The organism is Proteus sp. G2673 (assembly GCF_009915125.1).
Classification (GTDB): domain Bacteria; phylum Pseudomonadota; class Gammaproteobacteria; order Enterobacterales; family Enterobacteriaceae; genus Proteus; species Proteus penneri.
Genome location: NZ_JAABLT010000023.1, coordinates 133,583 through 154,771, shown reverse-complemented (window position 1 = coordinate 154,771; position 21,189 = coordinate 133,583). Strand labels below are relative to the sequence as shown.

16 protein-coding genes and 5 tRNA genes are annotated in these 21,189 nt (G+C 36.2%); 18 read left to right on the top strand and 3 right to left on the bottom strand.

Annotated features, from left to right (window positions below):
• Positions 1–18 precede the first annotated feature (18 nt).
• From GWI59_RS14800 to GWI59_RS14755, 10 genes are all read left to right on the top strand, one after another.
• Positions 19–3,069, top strand: coding sequence for a DUF2339 domain-containing protein (locus tag GWI59_RS14800; protein WP_161671617.1), 3,051 nt, complete (start codon positions 19–21; stop codon positions 3,067–3,069).
• Positions 3,070–3,165: 96 nt separating this feature from the next.
• Positions 3,166–3,567, top strand: a complete 402-nt coding sequence (locus GWI59_RS14795) for a GFA family protein (protein ID WP_072064125.1) — start codon at positions 3,166–3,168, stop codon at positions 3,565–3,567.
• 243 nt (positions 3,568–3,810) lie between these two features.
• Positions 3,811–4,374 carry a LuxR C-terminal-related transcriptional regulator gene (locus GWI59_RS14790; RefSeq protein ID WP_237584733.1) on the top strand — a complete coding sequence of 188 codons (564 nt, stop codon included), beginning with the start codon at positions 3,811–3,813 and terminating at the stop codon, positions 4,372–4,374.
• On the top strand, positions 4,358–6,190 hold the full coding sequence (gene uvrC / locus GWI59_RS14785) for an excinuclease ABC subunit UvrC (RefSeq protein WP_109400589.1): 1,833 nt from the start codon (positions 4,358–4,360) through the stop codon (positions 6,188–6,190). Before GWI59_RS14790 ends, uvrC begins: the two co-directional genes overlap by 17 nt.
• A 55-nt stretch (positions 6,191–6,245) precedes the next feature.
• The gene (pgsA, locus tag GWI59_RS14780; RefSeq protein ID WP_006532975.1) at positions 6,246–6,794 is read left to right on the top strand and encodes a CDP-diacylglycerol--glycerol-3-phosphate 3-phosphatidyltransferase; all 549 of its coding nucleotides are present in this window, start codon (positions 6,246–6,248) and stop codon (positions 6,792–6,794) included.
• A gap of 141 nt (positions 6,795–6,935) precedes the next feature.
• A tRNA-Gly gene (locus GWI59_RS14775) sits at positions 6,936–7,011 on the top strand.
• 25 nt (positions 7,012–7,036) lie between these two features.
• Positions 7,037–7,110 (top strand) — tRNA-Cys (locus tag GWI59_RS14770).
• A 5-nt stretch (positions 7,111–7,115) separates the two neighbouring features.
• A tRNA-Leu gene (locus GWI59_RS14765) sits at positions 7,116–7,202 on the top strand.
• Between the two features lie 125 nt (positions 7,203–7,327).
• A tRNA-Leu gene (locus tag GWI59_RS14760) sits at positions 7,328–7,414 on the top strand.
• Between the two features lie 169 nt (positions 7,415–7,583).
• Positions 7,584–7,670, top strand: a tRNA-Leu gene (locus GWI59_RS14755).
• Between the two features lie 118 nt (positions 7,671–7,788).
• Here the strand turns inward: GWI59_RS14755 and GWI59_RS14750 are convergent.
• Positions 7,789–8,820 (bottom strand): glycosyltransferase family 9 protein, encoded by a 1,032-nt coding sequence (locus GWI59_RS14750; RefSeq protein ID WP_115065409.1) that lies wholly within the window; start codon positions 8,818–8,820, stop codon positions 7,789–7,791.
• 890 nt (positions 8,821–9,710) lie between these two features.
• Between GWI59_RS14750 and GWI59_RS14745 the strand changes: the two genes are divergently transcribed.
• The 4 genes from GWI59_RS14745 (at position 9,711) to GWI59_RS14730 (ending at position 12,636) form a co-directional block, all read left to right on the top strand.
• Entirely contained in the window at positions 9,711–10,130 is a 420-nt protein-coding gene (locus tag GWI59_RS14745) for a hypothetical protein (RefSeq protein ID WP_006532973.1), read from the top strand.
• A 459-nt stretch (positions 10,131–10,589) separates the two neighbouring features.
• The gene (locus GWI59_RS14740) at positions 10,590–11,819 is read left to right on the top strand and encodes a sugar transporter (protein ID WP_109847339.1); all 1,230 of its coding nucleotides are present in this window, start codon (positions 10,590–10,592) and stop codon (positions 11,817–11,819) included.
• Positions 11,820–11,961: 142 nt separating this feature from the next.
• Complete coding sequence (locus tag GWI59_RS14735; RefSeq protein WP_006532970.1) at positions 11,962–12,294, top strand: SMR family transporter; 333 nt, start codon at positions 11,962–11,964, stop codon at positions 12,292–12,294.
• A gap of 69 nt (positions 12,295–12,363) precedes the next feature.
• Positions 12,364–12,636 carry a putative hemolysin gene (locus tag GWI59_RS14730; protein ID WP_373273828.1) on the top strand — a complete coding sequence of 91 codons (273 nt, stop codon included), beginning with the start codon at positions 12,364–12,366 and terminating at the stop codon, positions 12,634–12,636.
• 84 nt (positions 12,637–12,720) lie between these two features.
• Here the strand turns inward: GWI59_RS14730 and dsbB are convergent, their stop codons facing one another.
• Both dsbB and nhaB read right to left on the bottom strand, forming a co-directional pair.
• Complete coding sequence (gene dsbB, locus GWI59_RS14725; protein WP_072064118.1) at positions 12,721–13,245, bottom strand: disulfide bond formation protein DsbB; 525 nt, start codon at positions 13,243–13,245, stop codon at positions 12,721–12,723.
• A gap of 178 nt (positions 13,246–13,423) precedes the next feature.
• Positions 13,424–14,968, bottom strand: a complete 1,545-nt coding sequence (gene nhaB, locus GWI59_RS14720) for a sodium/proton antiporter NhaB (RefSeq protein WP_072064117.1) — start codon at positions 14,966–14,968, stop codon at positions 13,424–13,426.
• Positions 14,969–15,201: 233 nt separating this feature from the next.
• Here nhaB and fadR point away from each other — a divergent pair, with 233 nt between their 5' ends.
• From fadR to hypF, 4 genes are all read left to right on the top strand, one after another.
• Entirely contained in the window at positions 15,202–15,921 is a 720-nt protein-coding gene (fadR, locus tag GWI59_RS14715) for a fatty acid metabolism transcriptional regulator FadR (RefSeq protein WP_072064116.1), read from the top strand.
• Between the two features lie 475 nt (positions 15,922–16,396).
• Complete coding sequence (locus GWI59_RS14710; protein ID WP_072064115.1) at positions 16,397–17,701, top strand: D-amino acid dehydrogenase; 1,305 nt, start codon at positions 16,397–16,399, stop codon at positions 17,699–17,701.
• A 13-nt stretch (positions 17,702–17,714) separates the two neighbouring features.
• A complete protein-coding gene (alr, locus tag GWI59_RS14705; protein ID WP_161671616.1) occupies positions 17,715–18,827 on the top strand; it encodes an alanine racemase in 1,113 nt (370 codons plus the stop codon).
• A gap of 49 nt (positions 18,828–18,876) precedes the next feature.
• Positions 18,877–21,180, top strand: coding sequence for a carbamoyltransferase HypF (gene hypF, locus GWI59_RS14700; RefSeq protein ID WP_161671615.1), 2,304 nt, complete (start codon positions 18,877–18,879; stop codon positions 21,178–21,180).
• Positions 21,181–21,189: the final 9 nt, after the last annotated feature.

Here is a 21,189-nt window from a genome sequence, read left to right as displayed (position 1 = left end):
CGCAAAAGGATTAGGTTTATGGACGACTTTTTGACGCTCATTGTTACAATATTTGTCGTGGTATCTTTGTATTGGCAATATCACGCTTATATAAATAGCAACTCATTGTTACATCGAATTAAACAGCTTGAAGAAAAGTTTACTGAGCAACAAGAGAAATTATTTAAGTTATTAAATAAAGATAACGCTGTGGATATTCGCACAGAGCTTGATACTCAGAAAAGTGAAGTTAAGGATTTATCTCGCGATATAAAAAAAGAGCCTCAACCAACGGGTTCAACTTATCAACCTAAAACAGTTGAATCTACTGACACAATAGAACAGGTGCAAAATAAGGCGGAGAATAAAAGTACGCCTGTATATCAACATGCACAAGCATCACAAGAAAAGGTATTTAATAAAGCTTTTCCTAATGAAGAAAATCCATCAGTCCAAGCTTCTATGGTTAATGATATTAACCTTGAAAACAAACAACCTAATAAGCCAGAAATATCAACGGCCCCTATACCTAAAGAGCCTGAACCATATCGGCCGAAGGTAGCAACAAGCCGTTTTGCTCATCATTACCAAAAAGAGGTAAAACAAACCTATGTTGGATCAGCAGCAGATCTGCTTGTGGAGAATAGTGCTGGTGTAACAAGTACAAGTCTTGCGGTATCTGAAACGGGTCATTTAGGAAATGTTACACCTCAAGTAAATCGACCAGCATCGCAATATAGACCTAATTTAAATCCTCACCCAAAACGTCAACAGAAATCGATTTTGGGACTTATTTGGAATTGGGTAGTAACAGGAAATCCGCTGGCTAAAATAGGGATGCTATTGCTCTTCTTTGGTCTGTCTTATTTACTTAAATACAGTATTGAGAATGAACTTGTCTCAGCATCAACACGTTTAATGATGGCGGGAACAGGATGTTTGGCCTTATTAGGTATTGGCTGGTGGCTTAGAAAGAAAAACCTGATATATGCATTAATTTTACAAGGTGGCGGCATTGGTGGGGTCTACATCACTATTTTTGCTGCGACTAAAATTTATGATTTTGTTCCTATTGGCATTGCTTTAGCCATTATGGTCTTTATTTGTATTGTCAGTGTTATTTTAGCAGTTCTTCATCGAGCAATTAGTTTAGCTGTATTAGCTTCATTAGGAGGATATTTAGCGCCTGTATTATTGTCCACAGGAAGTGGCAATTATATTGCTTTGTTTAGTTATTATCTTATTCTTTCAATTGGCATTCTTATTATCAGCCATTGGCAAGTTTGGCGTTTATTAAATCTTATTGGTTTTGCTTTTACTTTTGGTATTGGTTTTATATGGGCGATACCAAATTATACTCATGCCGATTATTTACCTTGTCAGTTATTTCTAATTGCGAATTGGTTGATTTTTGGTGTTGCAACGGAACTTTCAACACTAAAAAATAAACTGAAACTTAATATTCCTTTTGATGCCACATTACTGTTTGGCACACCATTAATTGGTTTTATTTTCCAATATCGATTAGCCTCAGAATGGCCATATGGAGTTGCTATTGCTTCATCTCTTTATGGATTAGCTTATTTTATACTAAGTTGGTTTGCACTTAAGCGTTATCGTAAAGAGGGTAAATTGCTGGCAATTGCCTTCTTTATGCTCTCTGCCACCTTTGCCACTTTAGCCGTACCATTTGCATTCTCTGCTGAATGGACATCGATTGTATGGGCAATTGAAGGGATGATGATCCTTGCTTTTTCTGTTTTACAGCAGCAAAAGAAACCCGCTATTGCAGGGACTATTTTAGTTGCAGTTTCTTTTGTTTTATTATTTAACATGCCCGTTATCTCGTTGGGTGATTGGCTAATGCTGGTAACACAAGTAATCGTTGTATTTGCTGTCGCAGTACTGTGGTATCGAGCGCAATTTACTAATATTGATAATCGAGCTATTGGATATGTCACACTGTTTATTTCTGCTGTAAGCTGGGGATATAGTGTTTTACTTTTACAAGAATATGGTGAACATTGGTTCTCTCCAGAAGTAAAATCCATTACTTTTGCTTTTATTCTTATCAGCTGTTGGGGCATGTTCTTTGCTGGGAAGAAATCCCAATTTTTTGAGTTGGCAAGTTGCTCTATTTTATTATGGCCGATGTCAGCACTTATTATGTTGGTATATATCTATCTTGCAGGTTCGTTAATTGATAATTGGTTAAGTGCGATTATCTGGTTCGCAATTTTTGCTAGTGGTTTCTATTTACTTAAAGTAAATACATTATTGCCGAAACAAAGGATAAATAAAGCATTGATCCACAGTATGCATCTTATCTTTATTGGCCTATTCTTATTTACTGAAATTATTTGGTTAATGGATGTTACGTATCTTTATGTGAGCTTACATTTTGCAAGTGTAATTTTTGTTATCAGTTTATTTATTGCAATAAGCTATATATTCGCAATGAAAGTGAATTGGACAAAAGAGTACCAAGATGCTTATTGGATAGTCACTTTACCTATTTTAGGTTTACTAGCACTCTCTTTAATCTTTGCAAACTTTAATGATGGCACTGAAAGTGGAATTAAATTTATTCCATTATTTAATTTGATGGATCTAATGGGTATTATTGGAATATGGATTGGTTATCAATTTATTTCAGTAATAAAACAATCACCTAAATATCAAGCATTATTGAAAAATAGCTTACCTATATTTAATTACATTATTCCGGCTATGATTTTCTGGTGGGCAAATGGTGTTCTATTAAGAGGATTAGTCTTTGCAACAGATGTTGATTGGTCGAGTTATGCAATAATTAATTCCAAAGTGATCCAAACAGTATTAGCAATTATTTGGGCAATTACTGCATTAGTAACTATGGTGATGGCGACACGTAAGAAGTCACGTTCACAATGGTTTATTGGTGGTGTACTGTTGGCGGTGGTTATCGCTAAACTTTTCCTAATTGACACATCATTAAGTAGTGGATTACTCAGAGCATTGGCCTTTATTGGTGTTGCAATACTGATTTTATTAATCGGGTATTTTTCACCGTTACCACCGAAAAGGCAAAGTAACAATACAGGCGTGTAAGCAATATTTATGCTTGCATTGTGTTTATTTTATAAATTAAATCATGCATATAATCTTAAATGATTAATGCATGATTTAATGGAAAGGAGAACTATAATGCATCAAGGTCAATGTTTATGCGGTAAAGTTAAATTATCAACAACACAAGATATCTCTGCGCTCAGCGTTTGTCATTGCAGTATGTGTTTACGTTGGAATGGGGGGCCTGGTTTTTCAATTGATTGCAAATCAGATTTGAAGATTGAAGGTGAAGAATATATAACACGCTATGATTCATCTTCATGGGGTGAGCGAGCATTTTGTAAGCATTGTGGCTCTCATCTTTTTTACCTTCTAAAAGAAACTCATACTTACTATGTGTCAGCAGGATTATTTCCTGATGCGAAAGAAAGCAAACTGACAATGCAAATTTATATAGATAGCAAACCCCACTATTATAATTTTGTAGAAAAAACACCAATGCTAACAGAACAAGATATTATGAATATGTTCAATTAATAATATTTTATTTATTGATTTTTTTATATTTTTTAAAGGCTCTTTTCTATATGAGCCTTTTTTATTATAGTATAATAATCATGTTAAAATTTATGGAAAGTTGATTTAACATTCTTTGTTATATTTTAATTTAAAAGGAAAGAGTTATTGATAAATACATTGATAATAAGTCGAGTTGAAATATTTAGCTTGGGAATAAAAACACTTCTTAGTCAGATTAAAAAAATTAATGTTCGAAAGGTAATGAATGATGAAAGTGATGCATTCCGCTATTGCCGACAATTTTCGGTTAATCTTATTATTTTTTACTCAGCACCTTCACTTTCATTAATTGATTCTATAAAAAGAATAAAGCGTTCATCTTTATCAATTAAAATAATTGTTATTTCACCAAAAACAGACTCTATATTATCAATAACACTTCTTCAATTGGGTATTGAAGGCTTTATTATTGTTGATACTTCTTGTGAAAATATTCTGCAAGCTATTCGACAGGTTTGTATCGGTCAGCGGTATATAAGCCAAGAGTTAGCAATGGAAATCGCGCTAACAAAATTACAGCAAGAATTAAATCCTTTACATCATTTGTCTGAAAGAGAATTGCAGATTATGTCGATGATCATCAGAGGGAAAAAAATCACACAAATCGCAAGTGAGTTGAATATTAATACAAAAACAGTAAATAGCTATCGTTACCGAATGTTTAGTAAACTTAAAATCTCAGGTGATGTAGAATTAACACATATAGCAATACGTTATGGGTTAATTGAGATAGAGAGTCATTTACAAAGTGGAAGACAAATTTGACGCCAAAGCATTCTTAAGCCGAATCACAGATAAACCGGGTGTGTATCGGATGTATGATGCGACAGACACAGTAATCTATGTAGGTAAAGCTAAGGATCTGAAAAAAAGGCTTTCTAGCTATTTTCGCACACAGGTAAATAGCCGTAAGACCGAAGCTTTAGTGAAGTGTATCGCAAATATTGATGTCACGATCACCCATACAGAAACGGAAGCTTTATTGCTTGAGCACAGCTACATCCAACGTTATCAACCTCGCTATAATGTGTTGCTACGAGATGATAAATCTTATCCTTATATCTATTTAAGTGGTGATAAACATCCCAGAATTGCTAGTTATCGAGGAGCCAAACATGCCAAAGGGGAATATTTTGGACCTTTCCCTAACTCTTTTGCAGTAAGAGAAACACTGGCATTAATGCAAAAATTGTTTCCTATTCGTCAATGCGAAGATAGTGTTTATCGCAATCGTTCAAGACCTTGTTTGCAATATCAAATTGGTCGTTGTCTTGCTCCTTGTGTAAAAGGCTATGTTTCTGATGAAGAATATGCCCAACAAGTTAATTATGTGCGACTTTTCCTTTCAGGTGATGATACGCAAGTTATTGACGGATTGGTTAAACGTATGGAAGAAGCAAGCCAAGAATTACGTTTTGAAGAGGCTGCTCGCATCCGAGATCAAATCCAAGCAGTAAGGCAAGTGACTGAAAAACAATTTGTTGCCAATATTGGTGATGATCTTGATGTGATAAGTGTTGCTTTTAATGGTGCGATTGCTTGTGTTTATGTTCTCTTTTTCCGTCAAGGTAAAGTGTTAGGAAGTCGGAGTTATTTTCCTAAAGTTCCTGCGAATACCTCAATTGATGAGGTTGTTCAGACTTTTATTGGTCAATTTTATTTACAAGGCAGTGCAATTCGTACTTTACCCACTGAAATTTTGCTTGATTTTAATTTAGAAGATAAAGTTATTCTTTCTGAATCTATATCTTCAATTGCAGGGCGAAAGATTCAAATTCAAACCAAACCGCGTGGCGATAGGGCGCGCTATTTGAAATTAGCTAGAACAAACGCAGCTACGGCATTGGCTTCAAAACAAGTCGAGCAATCGACAATTTCACAACGTTATACCTCTTTGATGTCTCTTCTTGATATGAAAGAGATAAAACGAATGGAATGTTTTGATATTAGTCACACTATGGGAGAGCAAACTGTGGCTTCATGTGTAGTATTTGACATGAATGGCCCATTAAAATCGGAATATAGGCGCTATAATATCAGTGGTATTACTCCTGGTGATGATTATGCGGCAATGAATCAAGTGCTCACTCGACGTTATGGTAAACCATTAGAAGACAGCAAGGTTCCAGATATTATCTTTATTGATGGTGGTAAAGGGCAATTAGCACAAGCAATAGAGGTATTTGATTCTCTTAATGTTGATTGGGACAAATCACACCCGAAATTAATTGGTGTTGCAAAAGGGAGTGACCGTAAGGCAGGGCTTGAAACCTTGTTTTTTGTGCCGGAGGGGGAAGGAATGGCGTTGCCTTCCGATTCACCTGCGTTACATTTGATTCAACATATTCGTGATGAATCGCATCGTCATGCGATAACTGGACATCGTCAACGTAGAGCCAAAGTAAAAAATACCAGTTCATTGGAGTCTATTGAAGGTGTCGGACCTAAGCGTCGTCAAATGTTGTTGAAATATATGGGGGGGCTACAAGCTTTACGAGATGCAAGTGTTGAAGAAATTGCGAAAGTTCCGACAATTTCGACTGCATTAGCAGAAAAAATTTTTAATGCGTTGAAACACTAAGTGTATTGATGCACCATATTAATAACTCTCACTTTTCTAGGTCGTGTAGAACGCTATGCAACTAAATATCCCAACTTGGCTAACTCTATTTCGTGTCGCTCTAATTCCATTCTTTGTTTTGGTGTTTTATTTACCATTCAAAGATGCTCCATTAGTCTGCGCTATTATTTTTATGGTAGCAGCTGCAACAGACTGGTTTGATGGCTTTTTAGCACGTAGATGGAAACAAACTACCCGCTTTGGCGCTTTTCTCGATCCAGTAGCGGATAAAGTAATGGTTGCAACAGCACTTGTTTTAATTACTGAATACTATCATGAGTGGTGGATAACTTTACCAGCAGCAACAATGATTGCTCGTGAAATTATTATCTCTTCATTAAGGGAATGGATGGCTGAATTAGGAAAACGTAACAGTGTTGCTGTTTCTTGGATAGGAAAAGTGAAGACGACCGCACAAATGGGATCGTTGGTTGTGTTATTATGGCGTCCTACTATTGAAGCAGAGTGGTTTGGATTCGCTTTATTATATATCGCAACAGTGTTGACTTTCTGGTCAATGTTTCAATATTTGAGCGCTGCGTGGTCAGATTTGCGTGAAGGTTGATCGAAATGACTGAAAATTCACCGAACAGTCAAAAAGATGCAAATATAGTGTTGACTAGATTCAGGAAATCAGTAGAATGCAACGCATCGAAAGGCACAACGGTTTACGGAAATAAATAAGTAAATCAGCAAGTTCGGTAAAGCGGGAATAGCTCAGTTGGTAGAGCACAACCTTGCCAAGGTTGGGGTCGCGAGTTCGAGTCTCGTTTCCCGCTCCAATCTCTTATGAGATTGAGTAGTTGAGGCGCGTTGGCAGAGTGGTCATGCAGCGGATTGCAAATCCGTGTACCTCGGTTCGATTCCGGGACGCGCCTCCATTAATGCCCAGGTGGTGAAATCGGTAGACACAAGGGATTTAAAATCCCTCGGCTGTAAGGCTGTGCGGGTTCAAGTCCCGCCCTGGGCACCATCTCTTTAGATAAAGAGTTAGGTGCAAAAAGAAAGTCCATTATAAATGGCAGTGAAGAATAAATAAGTCGTCCATACCAGTATCTTTCTTAGTAATAAGAATTTACGGGCGCACCACAGAATTTAGCCCAGGTGGTGAAATCGGTAGACACAAGGGATTTAAAATCCCTCGGCTGTAAGGCTGTGCGGGTTCAAGTCCCGCCCTGGGCACCATATAAATAGCGGACCTTAACTTAGGTCCGTTTTTTCTTCCTCTAGCGATAAGTTAGAGAGAAAAATCAAAAAACTGAAGTTAGTTATTTTAGACATAACGTTTTAAATTTATTTGTTATTTAAATTGTATGATAAGTAAGTATTATGCGTAACAAGTAAATACAATTTAGCCCAGGTGGTGAAATCGGTAGACACAAGGGATTTAAAATCCCTCGGCTGTAAGGCTGTGCGGGTTCAAGTCCCGCCCTGGGCACCATATAAAAAAACGGACCTCATTGAGGTCTTTTTTTTGATCATAAAAAATAAAAATCACCTTATCAGTTGTAGTAATAAGGTGATTTTCAGTTAATTATTGTTTTTTTAGTAATAGTCGATTAGTTATTTGTATCTAAAATAGTAACTCGATTTCTTAGTGCAATAAAACGAGTCAATACATCGTCTACCGTAAGAAGCCCTACAGTATCTTCAGGTGCTTTCAGTACTTCACTGGTAATATGCCATGGTCCCCAAAAATCAGCATCACTATTACCAAACATTGCTACTGTTGGCACACCAACACCGACTGAAATATGTAATGCACCACCATCGCTGGTTAGCATCTGATCACATAAAGACATACCCGCCATTAATTCTCGAAGATTTTGCGTAGGCACTGGCGTAATAGGGATATCTTTACATTGTTCGAGTATAAATTGTGCTTTTTCATCATCACCAGGATGCTGCTTATTATCATTGCTTCCTGGCGACCAAAAGAGAAGAACATGGCATTTTTCGCGTTGCGTTAATTGGTGTGCTAACGCGATAAATTTTTCTGCTTGCCAACGTTGTTGTGGTTTACGTGAGCTGATTTGTAAGCCGTAAACAGGAACATTTTCAGTTATTTTAATGCGTTGCCGAATTGTAGAGATCTCTTCGTCTTTAACATACAACTTCAAAGGGCCGGCTTTTTTCTCTATTCCAAGAGGACGAGCTAGTTGACAGAATAACTCAGCGATATGACCTTTGTTAGACGGTGTTGGAATGGGATCTGTCACTGCTGATGGCGCGTCATCGCCAATAGCGATAATCCGTTTAGCACCTGATAATTTGGCCCATTGTAATGCTCTTTTGGCCCAATGATCGCGAGCAACAATTGCAATATCATAATGCTGACGACGCATATCAAAAATAATTTTTAAGCGACTTAGAATGAGCTTTAAGGACGATTGTCCTGATTTTTTATGATGTAACTTACTGTAAATATGTACATTTCCGACAGAAGGGTTACCTTCTAAGATTGCTTGATTGTAAGAATTTACGAGAAGATCAATTTTTGTATTGTATTCGTGGGCAAGAGCATCAATTAATGGTGTTGTAAGTATTAAATCACCAATGTTATCTCTTTGTATTATTAATATTTTGGTCATAATTAGATTTATTCATACTCGAATGAAAAAATAACACTGTAAGTAATAACTTAAGCGTTAATCATAATGTATGTTTATGATTATAAGCTATTCGATATGTTTAGGCATTACTATCAAAAAATTAATTACTTTTTTGGATTGGAAATGAGTAATCATTATGCTGACTTGTAGAAAGTAAGGTGATTATCTATAAATAATCACCTTACTTATGATACATTTTGATATGTAACTTGTTTTTAACAACTTACACAATAGTAATTTTTTAAAATCATCGTTAAAAACAAGCGTCTAAAATATTCAGGACATTTTTTGTTGTTAATTTCCTATAGCCTTTATCAATAATTGTTGTGGATTGAGCAATACTTGGTAGCATCTCTCTTGTTGCTCCTAAGGTTTCTAATGATATGATACGGCTATACTTCAACATAACTGTTTCGCCATAATGCGGTAATTCATCATTTAATTTAGCAAGAGAATTCTTTCCAAAATAAATAGTTGTCGGATTGTAGTAACAAAAATCGAATTACTGGTTTTGAGTTAATAATATTATTTTTTTAATCTCTTCAGATAGGCTCCATACGGTATAAATTAATTAATATTGTAGTAGTTAAAATATCATAATGTATGAAATAAATTTTTGATAATTAATTTTTTAATAAGAATTTTAGAAAGTAAAAATGAAAAATATGATAGGTAGTATTTAATAAATCACAGTCTTATCGATTTATTATTTGTTGATTTCTCAGAAGTGAAAATAAATAGAACTGTATATCTCCGTAATAAAATGTAAAAAATAAAAAGAATCGTAATTCAGATTGAACCTGGTTTATTTAAACTATATATCTTAAAAAGAAATATTAAAAAAATATGGTTTATATGTGGAGTTTTATATGAAACAGATACTTATTATTACAGGAGGAGTGTTATCGCTGACTATTATGCTAGCTATTCTTGTTGCTATTTTAATAGAGTCTGTGATTAAAGAAAATACAGATGAGTTTTGGAGTGAAAGCCACGAAGTGATTGAGAATTCGTCATCAACATTACGTGAAACTTTTTCTACCGTAGAAGCAAAACACGATACGCTGATGGCTCTTTATCAATCTAAAGATAATAATGGAAGTTGCCAGCAGTTAGCTGAAAAACTAAACGATGTTGAAAAAGCGCTTTCTAATGGAAATTTAGTGCTACCACGACCAGCAAAAGAACAAATTTCGACTATCAAAAATGCTTTTAATGGTTCAACATCACCTACGAAAAACATTGCTTGCGAACAAGCACTTCAAGTTATTAATGAATTAAGTCAGTAATCTCAATATCCTTTCTATTTTTATTTATCTTTTATCCAAAAATAAGATTATTTTCGGTTATTAAATTAATATATCTTAACTTAATTCAATGAATACACGATATATTTTTCTTAAAAAGAGTAAATTTCTACTTTCCAATATAAAGTAATAACCGGTCATTTATATCTACAGTTTTACTATTAGTAGATTATGTTAACGTTAAAAAGAAGTTGCTAAAGGGATTTAAAGTTGCGATGTGAATATGCTAAAATTAATAGCTGATTCGCTTTAGCAATGAAGTTTAGTGATAATTTGGTTTATTTTTTGTTTCTAATAAAATGCATTTTTATCTTTATGCTTTTTTTTATTTTCAATGTAATTAATCCATTTTATCTCAAGTAAGAAAAGAAAATCAGACAAAACTTCTACAAAAAAATATGGTATATATATCAATATAATTTAAGAAAGTATCTATTAACTATGAATATCGCAACATCAAACGTAAATGAAGTTAGTCGTCAAACAGCATGGATCAGAGTAATAATATTATCATTCGCGGCTTTCGTTTTTAATACAACAGAATTTGTTCCTGTTGCTCTGTTAAGTGATATTTCTGAAAGCTTCGGTATGCTCCCTGCTCAAACAGGTTTAATGATCACGATATATGCTTGGGTTGTTGCTTTAATGTCTCTGCCTTTAATGATAATGACAAGTAAAGTTGAGCGACGTAAGTTACTTATTATTTTATTTATACTTTTTATTTTAAGTCATATTTTATCTAGCGTCGCGTGGGATTTTAAATCACTGATAGTAGGGCGTATTGGTGTCGCTTTTTCTCATGCTGTATTTTGGTCTATTACCGCGTCACTGGCCATTAGAGTGGCGCCTGCTGGTAAACGCGCCCAGGCATTAGGCTTATTAGCAACAGGAACAGCACTTGCAACAGTATTAGGTTTACCTATTGGTCGTGTTGTTGGGCAGTGGTTAGGATGGCGTGCAACATTTATGGGTATTGGGATATTAGCCTTAATTACCCTGTTTGCATTAATGCGCTATTTACCTTTATTACCAAGTGAGCATTCAGGGTCACTAAAAAGTGTGCCAATGTTATTAAAGCGTGGCCCGCTTATGGGGATCTTTCTATTAACGGTTATTGCCGTAACAGCGCATTTTACAGCGTATAGTTATATCGAGCCTTTTGTCGTTGATATTGCGGGTCTGGATCAGAATTTTGCTACGTTAGTTTTATTGATTTTTGGTGGAGCCGGTATCATTGGTAGCGTGTTATTTAGTCGTTATAGTGCCAAAATGCCAACATCATTCTTATTTTCAGCCTTAATATTGCTTACTTTTTGTTTAGGCTTATTAATGATCAGTAGCCAGAATCTAACAGCATTTATTGTACTGATTATATTTTGGGGGATTGGATTTATGTGTATTGGGCTAGGAATGCAAGTTAAAGTGATTGATTTAGCCCCTGATGCAACTGATATCGCTATGTCTATCTATTCTGGTATTTTTAATATTGGTATTGGTGCTGGGGCATTGATTGGTAATCAGGTTATTTTACATGCCGGTATGACAAATATTGGTTATGCAGGAACAATATTAAGTATTATTGCAGTGGTTTGGTGTGGTTTTATCTTTAATCGCTATCGTGTTTCTATGGGCGGGGAACCCCGTCAAAAAAATCAACTCCATCAACACTAAATAAGTACTCCCAAACTTCCATAATATAAAGGCACTTATTCAATAGAAAGAGTGCCTTTTTTATTTGTTGTAGATGAATATCCTTAATCTTGCTTGTGATAGAATTCACAAAATTGACTTTGTATAGGATTAAGACGAAAAAATGAATGGATTAACTTACCTAATGTTGGCAATTATATCTGAAGTCATTGCGACAACAATGCTGAAAGCTTCTGATGGTTTTAGCCGATTATATCCGTCTATTGTAGTCGTCATTGGTTACTGTTTTTCTTTTTGGGCACTTTCTCAAGTGGTAAAAGTTATGCCATTAGGCATTGCTTATGCAATATGGAGTGGATTAGGAATAGTTTTAGTTTCTGTTGCAGCGGTGTTTCTCTATCAACAAAAGCTCGATTTACCTGCCATTGTTGGTATGACTTTAATTATTGCTGGTGTTTTAGTTATAAATCTACTTTCAAAAAGTGCTTCACATTAATAGGAATAACTGGAAGAAATTAGGGTCTCTTTAATGCAAAAGAAATTTAAAATAGCTTGTTATCTATCTATGCTAACTAGCTTTGCTTTTATTGCAGGATGCAGTAATTCAGAGCAGACACAACACCCATCTACACAAATAGTGAGTAAGAGTCGGACAATACTGATAACTAGTCCTGATATTCCCTTAGAAGAATCAGCCAAGGCTACCTGTGTCTTTTCAGGTGGTGTGCCGTCTTTAAACTATGAATTGCATGGCGGTCAGACACCCGTGTGTCAGTTCGCTAATGGTAAGCGTTGTAGTGAACAAGCTTTAATAGAAGGGGCTTGTATTCCAGGTTAAAGTTTGTCTTTGGTTGAATATTTAATCGCTATTTTTCTATTATAAAAATAGCCCTTAGTTTATCGCTAAAGGCTATTTTCTTTTTTATTCTTTTGTTTTAAAAGAACTTGTTATTTGGCTCACTAATACTAATAAACCTACAACAAAATAAGCAGAGAAAATAATAAGCATCCATTGTGGCATTTCTAAAGTTAAGAATTGCCATTGGCTGACAGAACAATCACCGGTTGCTTGGAATACAGCAGGGAACCAATCTTGCAAGGCAAACCAAGAAGGTAATGTGACAAAAAAGTCACAGGTTGCAAAAGGTGAGGGATTCAGAATAAGTTGTGTATGCTCCCAAGAGAGTTCAATTCCTCGGTATGCGGAATAAATCCATAAAAAACTACCGGCCATACGCATAAGTGTCATTTTAGGTGCGGATGCCCCAATCAATGCCGCAACTAAGATCCCTAATACCGCGATGCGTTGATAGACGCACATTACACAAGGCATTAATTCCATTCCGTACTGAAAATACAATGCAGCACCTTCAAGACCTATTGCAGTTAATGCAAGCAACAGCCATGAAAAACGGCTTTGGGACCAGTGACGAAGAGATGTCAGCATAATAATATCCATTTAAATATTAAATAAAATAAGTGTCTATTTTGCCCAAAAATCAAGCGCAAAAAAAGTTAAAATCCGTTATTTCACAAATATTTACATTGAAGCTTGTTTTTATGAAGAAAATAGGACTTTTATCGAATAAAAGTCCTATTTATGTGGTGTAACTGTGGAGCAATTGTTATGGAATAGCAACTAAACCAATGTCATAGAACCAATGTGTTGCAGGAACAAGCCAGAATTCAACCGCCAGTAAACCAAATAATGTCATCACAATAGTATATGGCAGTGCCATTATCACCATACGGCCATATGATAAGCGGATGAGTGGTGATAGTGCTGATGTTAATAAGAACAGGAATGCGGCTTGACCATTTGGAGTCGCAACAGAAGGTAAGTTTGTACCTGTATTAATAGCAACACCAATATGCTCATATTGTGATTGGCTAATTAACCCATCTTGCAATGCTGTTAAAGCTTCACTGATATAAACAGTACCCACAAACACGTTATCTGAAATAGCAGATAATAGGCCATTGAAGAGGTAAAAAAGAGACAGTTGTGAGGATTCTGAAGCTTGAAGAACAAACTGAATAATAGGGCCAAATAATTGTTGATCAATAATAACAGCAACAATAGAGAAAAAAACGGTTAATAATGCAGTGAAAGGCAAGGCCTCTTCAAATGCTTTACCAAGCGCATGTTCTTCTGTGATCCCACAAAATGCAGTGGTGAGAATAATAACAGATAAACCGATAATACCGACTTCTGCTAAATGGAGCGCTAAAGCAACAACCAACCAAATACCAATTAATGCTTGGATTATTAGTTGTGCTTTTTCTTGAGAAGTGCGTTTTTCACTGTTTTTCTTGTCGTATTCAGTTAGAACTTTACGAACCAAATCAGGTAATTCAGCGCCATAACCAAAGAGCTTAAAGCGTTCTACAAAGTAGCACACCGCAAGACCAGCAAAGAAGACTGGAATAGTTACAGGTGACATTCTGATAAAGAAAGTCACGAAATCCCATTCTAAATGTTTTGCAATAATCAGGTTTTGTGGTTCACCCACCATGGTCATTACGCCACCTAACGCAGTACCGACACCGGCATGCATCATTAAGCTGCGTAAAAAGGCACGGAATTGTTCTAAAGTTTGTTTTTTTTCTGCGGTATCAATAAACCCATCATTACTTAATTCTGTACCTGATTGATTAGACGCAAAATTATGATAAATAGAGTAGAAACCGAGAGAGACACTGATTACAACCGCGATAACGGTTAAAGCATCTAAAAAGGCAGATAAAAATGCACTTGCAAAGCAAAAAGCAATAGATAACAGTCGTTTAGAACGAATAGATAACAGTAGTTTAGTAAAAGCAAACAGTAATAATTGCTTCATAAAATAGATACCAGCAACCATAAAAACAAGAAGCAAAATCACTTCAAGGTTGTTGGCAATTTCATGACCAATCTGTTTTGGGCTAGTCATACCAATGATGACGGCCTCAATAGCAAGTAATCCTCCGGGTTGTAATGGATAACACTTTAGTGCCATGGACAGTGTAAAAATAAATTCTACAACTAATAGCCAGCCGGCAACAAAAGGGTCAACAAAGAAAAAAATCAGTGGGTTGATAATTAAAAAAGTAAGAATAGCAAGCTTATACCAATCTGGGGAGTTCCCCATAAAGTTCTTTAGTAGTGCTTGTCTTATACTCATATCCATTAGGTTTCTCATCCTCCAAAAAGAGATTTTTAGCGCAATATTATGCAATCTAACCATAGTACGCGCTAATCGCTGTGAAATTAAGCTCATTAGTCATAATTAATTAGTAAAACGACATCAAGTTTTATGATGCCATTCACTATTTAATGATGGTTGAGCTATATCAAAATTACGCATTCTGATATTATATTTTCCATTATTAGCAGAAAAGTCGCTTCGGAAGAAATAAAAATATGGTTATTAAGGCTCAAAGCCCCGCAGGTTTTGCGGAAGAGTATATTGTTGAAAGCATTTGGAATAATCGTTTTCCTCCTGGATCTATTCTTCCAGCGGAACGTGAGCTGTCTGAATTAATTGGCGTTACAAGAACTACATTAAGAGAAGTGTTACAACGCCTTGCTCGTGATGGTTGGTTAACTATTCAGCACGGAAAGCCAACGAAGGTAAACAATTTCTGGGAAACATCAGGCCTTAATATCCTTGAAACAGTCGCTCGCCTTGATCATGATCGAGTACCACAATTAATAGATAACTTATTGGCTGTCAGAACCAATATCTCTGCTATTTTTATACGTACAGCATTTAGAAATAGCCCTGAAAAATGTATTGAAGTTTTAAATCATGAACTTACTACTGAAAATAGTGCTGATGAGTTTAGTGAACTGGATTACAACATTTTTCGTGGATTGGCGTTTGCATCAGGTAACCCAATTTATGGTCTTATCTTAAACGGCTTAAAAGGGCTTTATACACGTGTAGGCCGTTATTATTTCTCAAATATTCAAGCCAAAGAACTCGCGTTAGCATTTTATAAAAAACTGGCTGTATTATGTGAGCAAAAAGATGTCGAGCATGTCATGGAATGTGTCCGCCAATATGGTAAAGACAGTGGTATTATCTGGCAAAGTTTACAGTCACCATTACCGAGTGACCTAGAAGAAGTAAAACGCTAATTAAGTTTGTTGTGTTATCACAATAAAAAACCAGTATTTACATAATTTGAGATACTGGTTTTTTTATGCATTTAAAAAAGTCCAACAGGTCATTTTTTTAGGCAATGCTTTAAATAGGTTATTTTTAGTAAAAAGAATAACCAAATCGAGCCAATTTAAGAATTAAAATCTAAAATATTGTTCAATCTTAGATTTTAATAAAACCCTTATTTCCTTTCCCTACACATAAAACTTTCTTCAATTCAAAATAATTTATTAAGCAATATTTTTATAAGTTATAGTAAAAATTATATCTTGTTGATTTTACGTGTTAATTCAATATTTTTTTTTGAAAATTACTTATCGAATAACAATCAAGTGTGACTTAACTCTAAAATCTGTCTTTTTATTGGTCTAGATGATTATTCTATATTGGCTTTTTGTGTATGGAATATTATTCTTATGTTATATCAATGTAAATTATTGGAGTCTTGCCATGAAAGTGATCATCTTAGGTGGCGGCGTTATTGGTGTAACAAGTGCGTGGTATCTTGTGCAACAAGGCCATGAAGTCATTGTTGTTGATAGACAAAATAGTGCAGCAGAAGAGACTAGTGCTGGTAATGCAGGTCAAATATCCCCAGGATATGCAACGCCTTGGGGAGCACCAGGTATCCCATTAAAAGCAGTAAAATGGATGTTCCAAAAACACGCACCATTAGCGATTAAACCTGATGGCTCACTTTTCCAATTGCGTTGGATGTGGCAAATGTTACGTAATTGTGATGCGTCACATTACACCATGAATAAAAGTCGTATGGTGCGTATTGCCGAATATAGTCGTGATTGCATTCGTCAATTACGCCAAGATACAGGCATTGAATACGAAGGTCGTCAAGGTGGTACTCTGCAACTGTTCCGTGATCAAAAGCAATTTGATAATGCAGCAAATGATATTGCTGTATTAAAGCAAGAGGGCGTTGCTTATGAATTGTTAACAGCCGATCAACTAAAATTAGCAGAACCCGCACTCGAGCATGTTAGTCACAAATTGACAGGTGGTTTACGTTTACCCAATGATGAAACGGGTGATTGCCAAATTTTTACGAAAAAACTCGCTAAAATGGCAGAAAATGCTGGTGTTACATTCTTGTTTAACAAAGAAATCAAACATTTGTTATTTGATGGTGATAAAGTAGCGGGCGTTCAATGTCATGATGGATTATTAACTGCTGATCATTATGTTGTGGCTATGGGCTCTTATTCAACAGAGTTTTTGAAAAACAAAGTCGCCATTCCAGTTTATCCCCTTAAAGGTTATTCGCTTACGATGCCGATTATTGATGCTTCACGAGCGCCAACATCCACTATTTTAGATGAAACTTACAAAATTGCGGTAACACGTTTTGATGAGCGAATTCGTGTCGGCGGAATGGCCGAGGTCGTTGGTTTTAATCTGAATATTTTAAAATCACGCTGTGAAACATTAAAAATGGTTGTACAAGATCTTTATCAAGGTGGTGGTGATATTGAGAAAGCTACATTTTGGACAGGTTTAAGGCCTATGACACCTGATGGTACACCTATTGTAGGACCTACGGCTTATCGCAATTTATCATTAAATACAGGGCATGGCACATTAGGTTGGACAATGGCATGTGGCTCCGGGCAATTATTGGCTGATTTAATTTCAGGGAATAAACCTGCTATTGCTGCTGATGATTTATCTGTGTTTCGGTATATCGATGGCTTTAATACTAAATTGCTCTTACCAGGGCAAAAACTTGATGCGGCTTATTAATTGAGGAAAAACCATGTCCAGACCCACAAAAGTAACCATTAACCTCGATGCATTAAGCCATAATCTGTCTGTCATTAAAGAGAGAACTAAAGGCAGCAAAGTGTGGTCTGTTGTGAAAGCAGATGCTTATGGGCATGGCTTATCCTATGTTTGGCCTGCATTAAGTCATACTGATGGTTTTGCATTAATTGAGTTAGACAAAGCTGTCATGTTAAGAGAGCAAGGATGGGTAGGACCTATCCTTTTGCTGGAAGGTTTTTTTAGGCCAGAAGATGTTTATTTATTAGAACGTTATTCTCTGACAACAACAGTACATTCTGATTGGCAATTTGATGCTATAGAAAATGCACAATTAGAAAAACCGATTAACATCTATCTTAAACTAAATAGTGGAATGAATCGGTTGGGTTACCGACCAGACACCTATAAACAAGCAATTGATCGTGCAAAAAGTATTAAAAATATTGGCTCTATCATCCAAATGTCGCATTTTGCTAATGCAGATACTGGCTTGAACATGGATGCACAAAAGACCACCATTAATCAGGCAATGGTAAATGAATTACCTCGATGTTTGGCAAATTCAGCTGCAACGTTATTTGATCCTGAAACTTATCAAGATTGGGTGCGCCCGGGCATTATTTTATATGGTGTTTCGCCTTCCGGTGTTTGGCAAGATATTGCTGATTTCGATTTACAACCCGTAATGACATTTAACAGTGAAATATTAGCTATTCAACAAGTCAAAAAAGGTGAGCAGATAGGTTATGGTAGCCGATATACCGCTGAGCGTGATATGCGGATTGGTGTTGTTGCCTGTGGTTATGCTGATGGTTATCCAAGACATGCACCAGATGGCACACCAGTTATTGTTAATGGACATAAAACACAATTGGTAGGGCGTATTTCTATGGATATGCTAACCATTGATGTTACGGATTTTCCTGATGTCAATTGCGGTAGCCCTGTTGAATTATGGGGGGAAGAACTTCCTGTTGATGATGTTGCAACAGCATGTGGCACTATTGGTTATGAATTACTGTGTGCAATAGCACCAAGAGTAACTGTCGAAGTGATGATAAATTTACCTAATTCCACTTTTTCTGATCTAAATGAAAGTTGTTGATAATCACTAAACTAGAATAAGCTTAAATTTATTTTGATTTGGTGATCCTATGAGTAACGGCATTACATTGCGTGTGAAAGGAAAGGTTCAAGGCGTTGGGTTCCGCCCATTTGTTTGGCAATTAGCCCATCGTTTTGGTTTATTAGGGCAAGTAAGCAATGATAGTTTGGGTGTATTAGTACATTTAACGCTTTCCCCTAAAAATTCACTCTTTATAGAAGCATTAAAAGCAGAGTGCCCACCATTAGCACACATTGAACGTATAGAAGAATCACCCTATCAATGGGAGCAGCTACCTACTGAGTTTATTATTGTAAAAAGCGGTGGTGGCGAAATGGATACACAAGTTGTTCCAGATGCAACGACTTGCCAAGCTTGTATTGATGAATTGTTTGATCCACAAAATCGTCGTTATCATTATCCATTTATTAACTGCACACATTGCGGTCCTCGTTTTACTATCATAAAAAAAATGCCTTATGACAGGCCTTTTACTTCAATGGCTGAATTTCCATTCTGTCCTGAATGTAAACGCGAATATGAAGATCCTGCCGATAGACGGTTTCATGCTCAGCCTAATGCATGTCCTGTATGCGGCCCCCATATCTGGCTTGCAGATAATCAGGGTAAAGAATTAGCGACAAAAGAGCATGCATTAACTCAAGCCTGTGAAGCGTTACTTGCTGGAAAGATTATTGCAGTTAAAGGTATTGGTGGTTTTCATTTAGTGTGTGATGCACGTAATAATGAGAGTGTTGCATTATTGCGTGAACGCAAATACCGACCTGCGAAGCCATTAGCTGTGATGATCACAGGTATTGATCAAATCAAAGCAAATAAGCAAGATCCAGATTTTCTTCCAACAGCTATTCAAACATTACAAAGCACTGCTGCCCCAATTGTATTAGTTCCTAAAACTGTTACCCCTAAACTTGCAGATCTTATTGCGCCAGGATTAACTGAAATAGGGGTAATGTTGCCAGCCAATCCTTTACAACATTTATTAGCGCGTGGTACGAATATTCCTCTTGTTATGACATCAGGAAATGCTTCTGGTCATACACCGGCATTAAGTAACGAAGAGGCCTTAACGCAATTGAAAGACATTGCAGACTTATTCTTAATGCATAACAGAGAAATCATACAAAGGGCTGATGATTCATTAGTTCGCATTGAGGGTAAACAGAGCGTTATGATCAGACGCTCTCGTGGTTATGTTCCTGATGCTATTTCATTACCTGACGATTTTGAACCACAACCCTCAGTGCTTGCCATGGGGGGCGATCTCAAAAATGTATTTTGTTTATTACGCCAACATCAAGCGATTATGGGGCCTCATTTAGGAGATCTTGATGATTTAAGCGTGAGACAACAGTTGGTAAAATCGTTGACTCTTTTCCAACAGATTTATCGGTTTACACCTAAAGCTATTGCAATAGATGCACATCCTAACTACATCAGCCATCAGTTGGGTAAGCAGTTTGCTCAAGAGCAAAATATTCCTGTTATTGAAGTCTCTCATCATCATGCACATATTGTTTCTTGCCTTGCTGAACATGGTCATACCCAGCGACAAGGTGCGGTCATTGGTATTGCTCTTGATGGATTAGGTTTTGGGCAAGATGGTACGTTATGGGGAGGAGAATGTCTGCTGGTGGACTATAAAAGATCAGAGCGGATTGGTGGACTTCCTGCTGTTGCGATGCCCGGAGGTAATCTTGCCTCTATTCAACCTTGGCGAAACTGGTTCGCACATTTAGCTACTTTTTCTAAGAATTGGCAAGGTAGTGTTATCACCCAAATGATGCCTAACCATGATTTACATATATTAAATAAGGCATTAGAACGTGGCTTAAACTCACCTAAAGCTTCTTCTTGTGGCCGTTTTTTTGATGCAGTTTCGGCATCATTAGGATTAGCTCCTAAAGAAATAAGCTGGGAAGGTGAAGCAGCCTGTTATCTACAAACTGCTGCATTAGCATGTCATAAAGAAAAACAGTCAGAAATAATTGAGCGATATGGGCATTTGATGCCTGTAAAAAATAGTGTGCTTGATTTGGGCGTTTTTTGGTCGCAATGGGAAAGTATAAAGCTTAATGTTAGTGAAAAGGCATGGCTATTTCATTATTTATTAGCTGAAAGTTTAGGCAATATCGCATTGCAATATGCCGATGAACATCAGATTGATACTGTTGTACTTACGGGTGGTGTGTTAAATAACACATTACTCAAACATATGTTTAAGAAAAAATTAAACAATAAAAAAGTACTAACCCCTATGATGTTACCCGTTGGAGACGGTGGTATTGCATTAGGGCAAGCACTGATTGCTACACATCTAGTGCAAAACTAAAATAATTAT

Excerpts from the sequence above, each read along its gene's own strand:
- GWI59_RS14800 (WP_161671617.1), top strand. The coding sequence starts at position 19 with ATGGACGACTTTTTGACGCTCATTGTTACAATATTTGTCGTGGTATCT.
- GWI59_RS14795 (WP_072064125.1), top strand. The coding sequence starts at position 3,166 with ATGCATCAAGGTCAATGTTTATGCGGTAAAGTTAAATTATCAACAACA.
- GWI59_RS14790 (WP_237584733.1), top strand. The coding sequence starts at position 3,811 with ATGAATGATGAAAGTGATGCATTCCGCTATTGCCGACAATTTTCGGTT.
- pgsA (WP_006532975.1), top strand. The coding sequence starts at position 6,246 with ATGCAACTAAATATCCCAACTTGGCTAACTCTATTTCGTGTCGCTCTA.
- GWI59_RS14750 (WP_115065409.1), bottom strand. The coding sequence starts at position 8,820 with ATGACCAAAATATTAATAATACAAAGAGATAACATTGGTGATTTAATA.
- GWI59_RS14745 (WP_006532973.1), top strand. The coding sequence starts at position 9,711 with ATGAAACAGATACTTATTATTACAGGAGGAGTGTTATCGCTGACTATT.
- GWI59_RS14740 (WP_109847339.1), top strand. The coding sequence starts at position 10,590 with ATGAATATCGCAACATCAAACGTAAATGAAGTTAGTCGTCAAACAGCA.
- GWI59_RS14735 (WP_006532970.1), top strand. The coding sequence starts at position 11,962 with ATGAATGGATTAACTTACCTAATGTTGGCAATTATATCTGAAGTCATT.
- GWI59_RS14730 (WP_373273828.1), top strand. The coding sequence starts at position 12,364 with ATGCTAACTAGCTTTGCTTTTATTGCAGGATGCAGTAATTCAGAGCAG.
- dsbB (WP_072064118.1), bottom strand. The coding sequence starts at position 13,245 with ATGCTGACATCTCTTCGTCACTGGTCCCAAAGCCGTTTTTCATGGCTG.
- nhaB (WP_072064117.1), bottom strand. The coding sequence starts at position 14,968 with ATGGATATGAGTATAAGACAAGCACTACTAAAGAACTTTATGGGGAAC.
- fadR (WP_072064116.1), top strand. The coding sequence starts at position 15,202 with ATGGTTATTAAGGCTCAAAGCCCCGCAGGTTTTGCGGAAGAGTATATT.
- GWI59_RS14710 (WP_072064115.1), top strand. The coding sequence starts at position 16,397 with ATGAAAGTGATCATCTTAGGTGGCGGCGTTATTGGTGTAACAAGTGCG.
- alr (WP_161671616.1), top strand. The coding sequence starts at position 17,715 with ATGTCCAGACCCACAAAAGTAACCATTAACCTCGATGCATTAAGCCAT.
- hypF (WP_161671615.1), top strand. The coding sequence starts at position 18,877 with ATGAGTAACGGCATTACATTGCGTGTGAAAGGAAAGGTTCAAGGCGTT.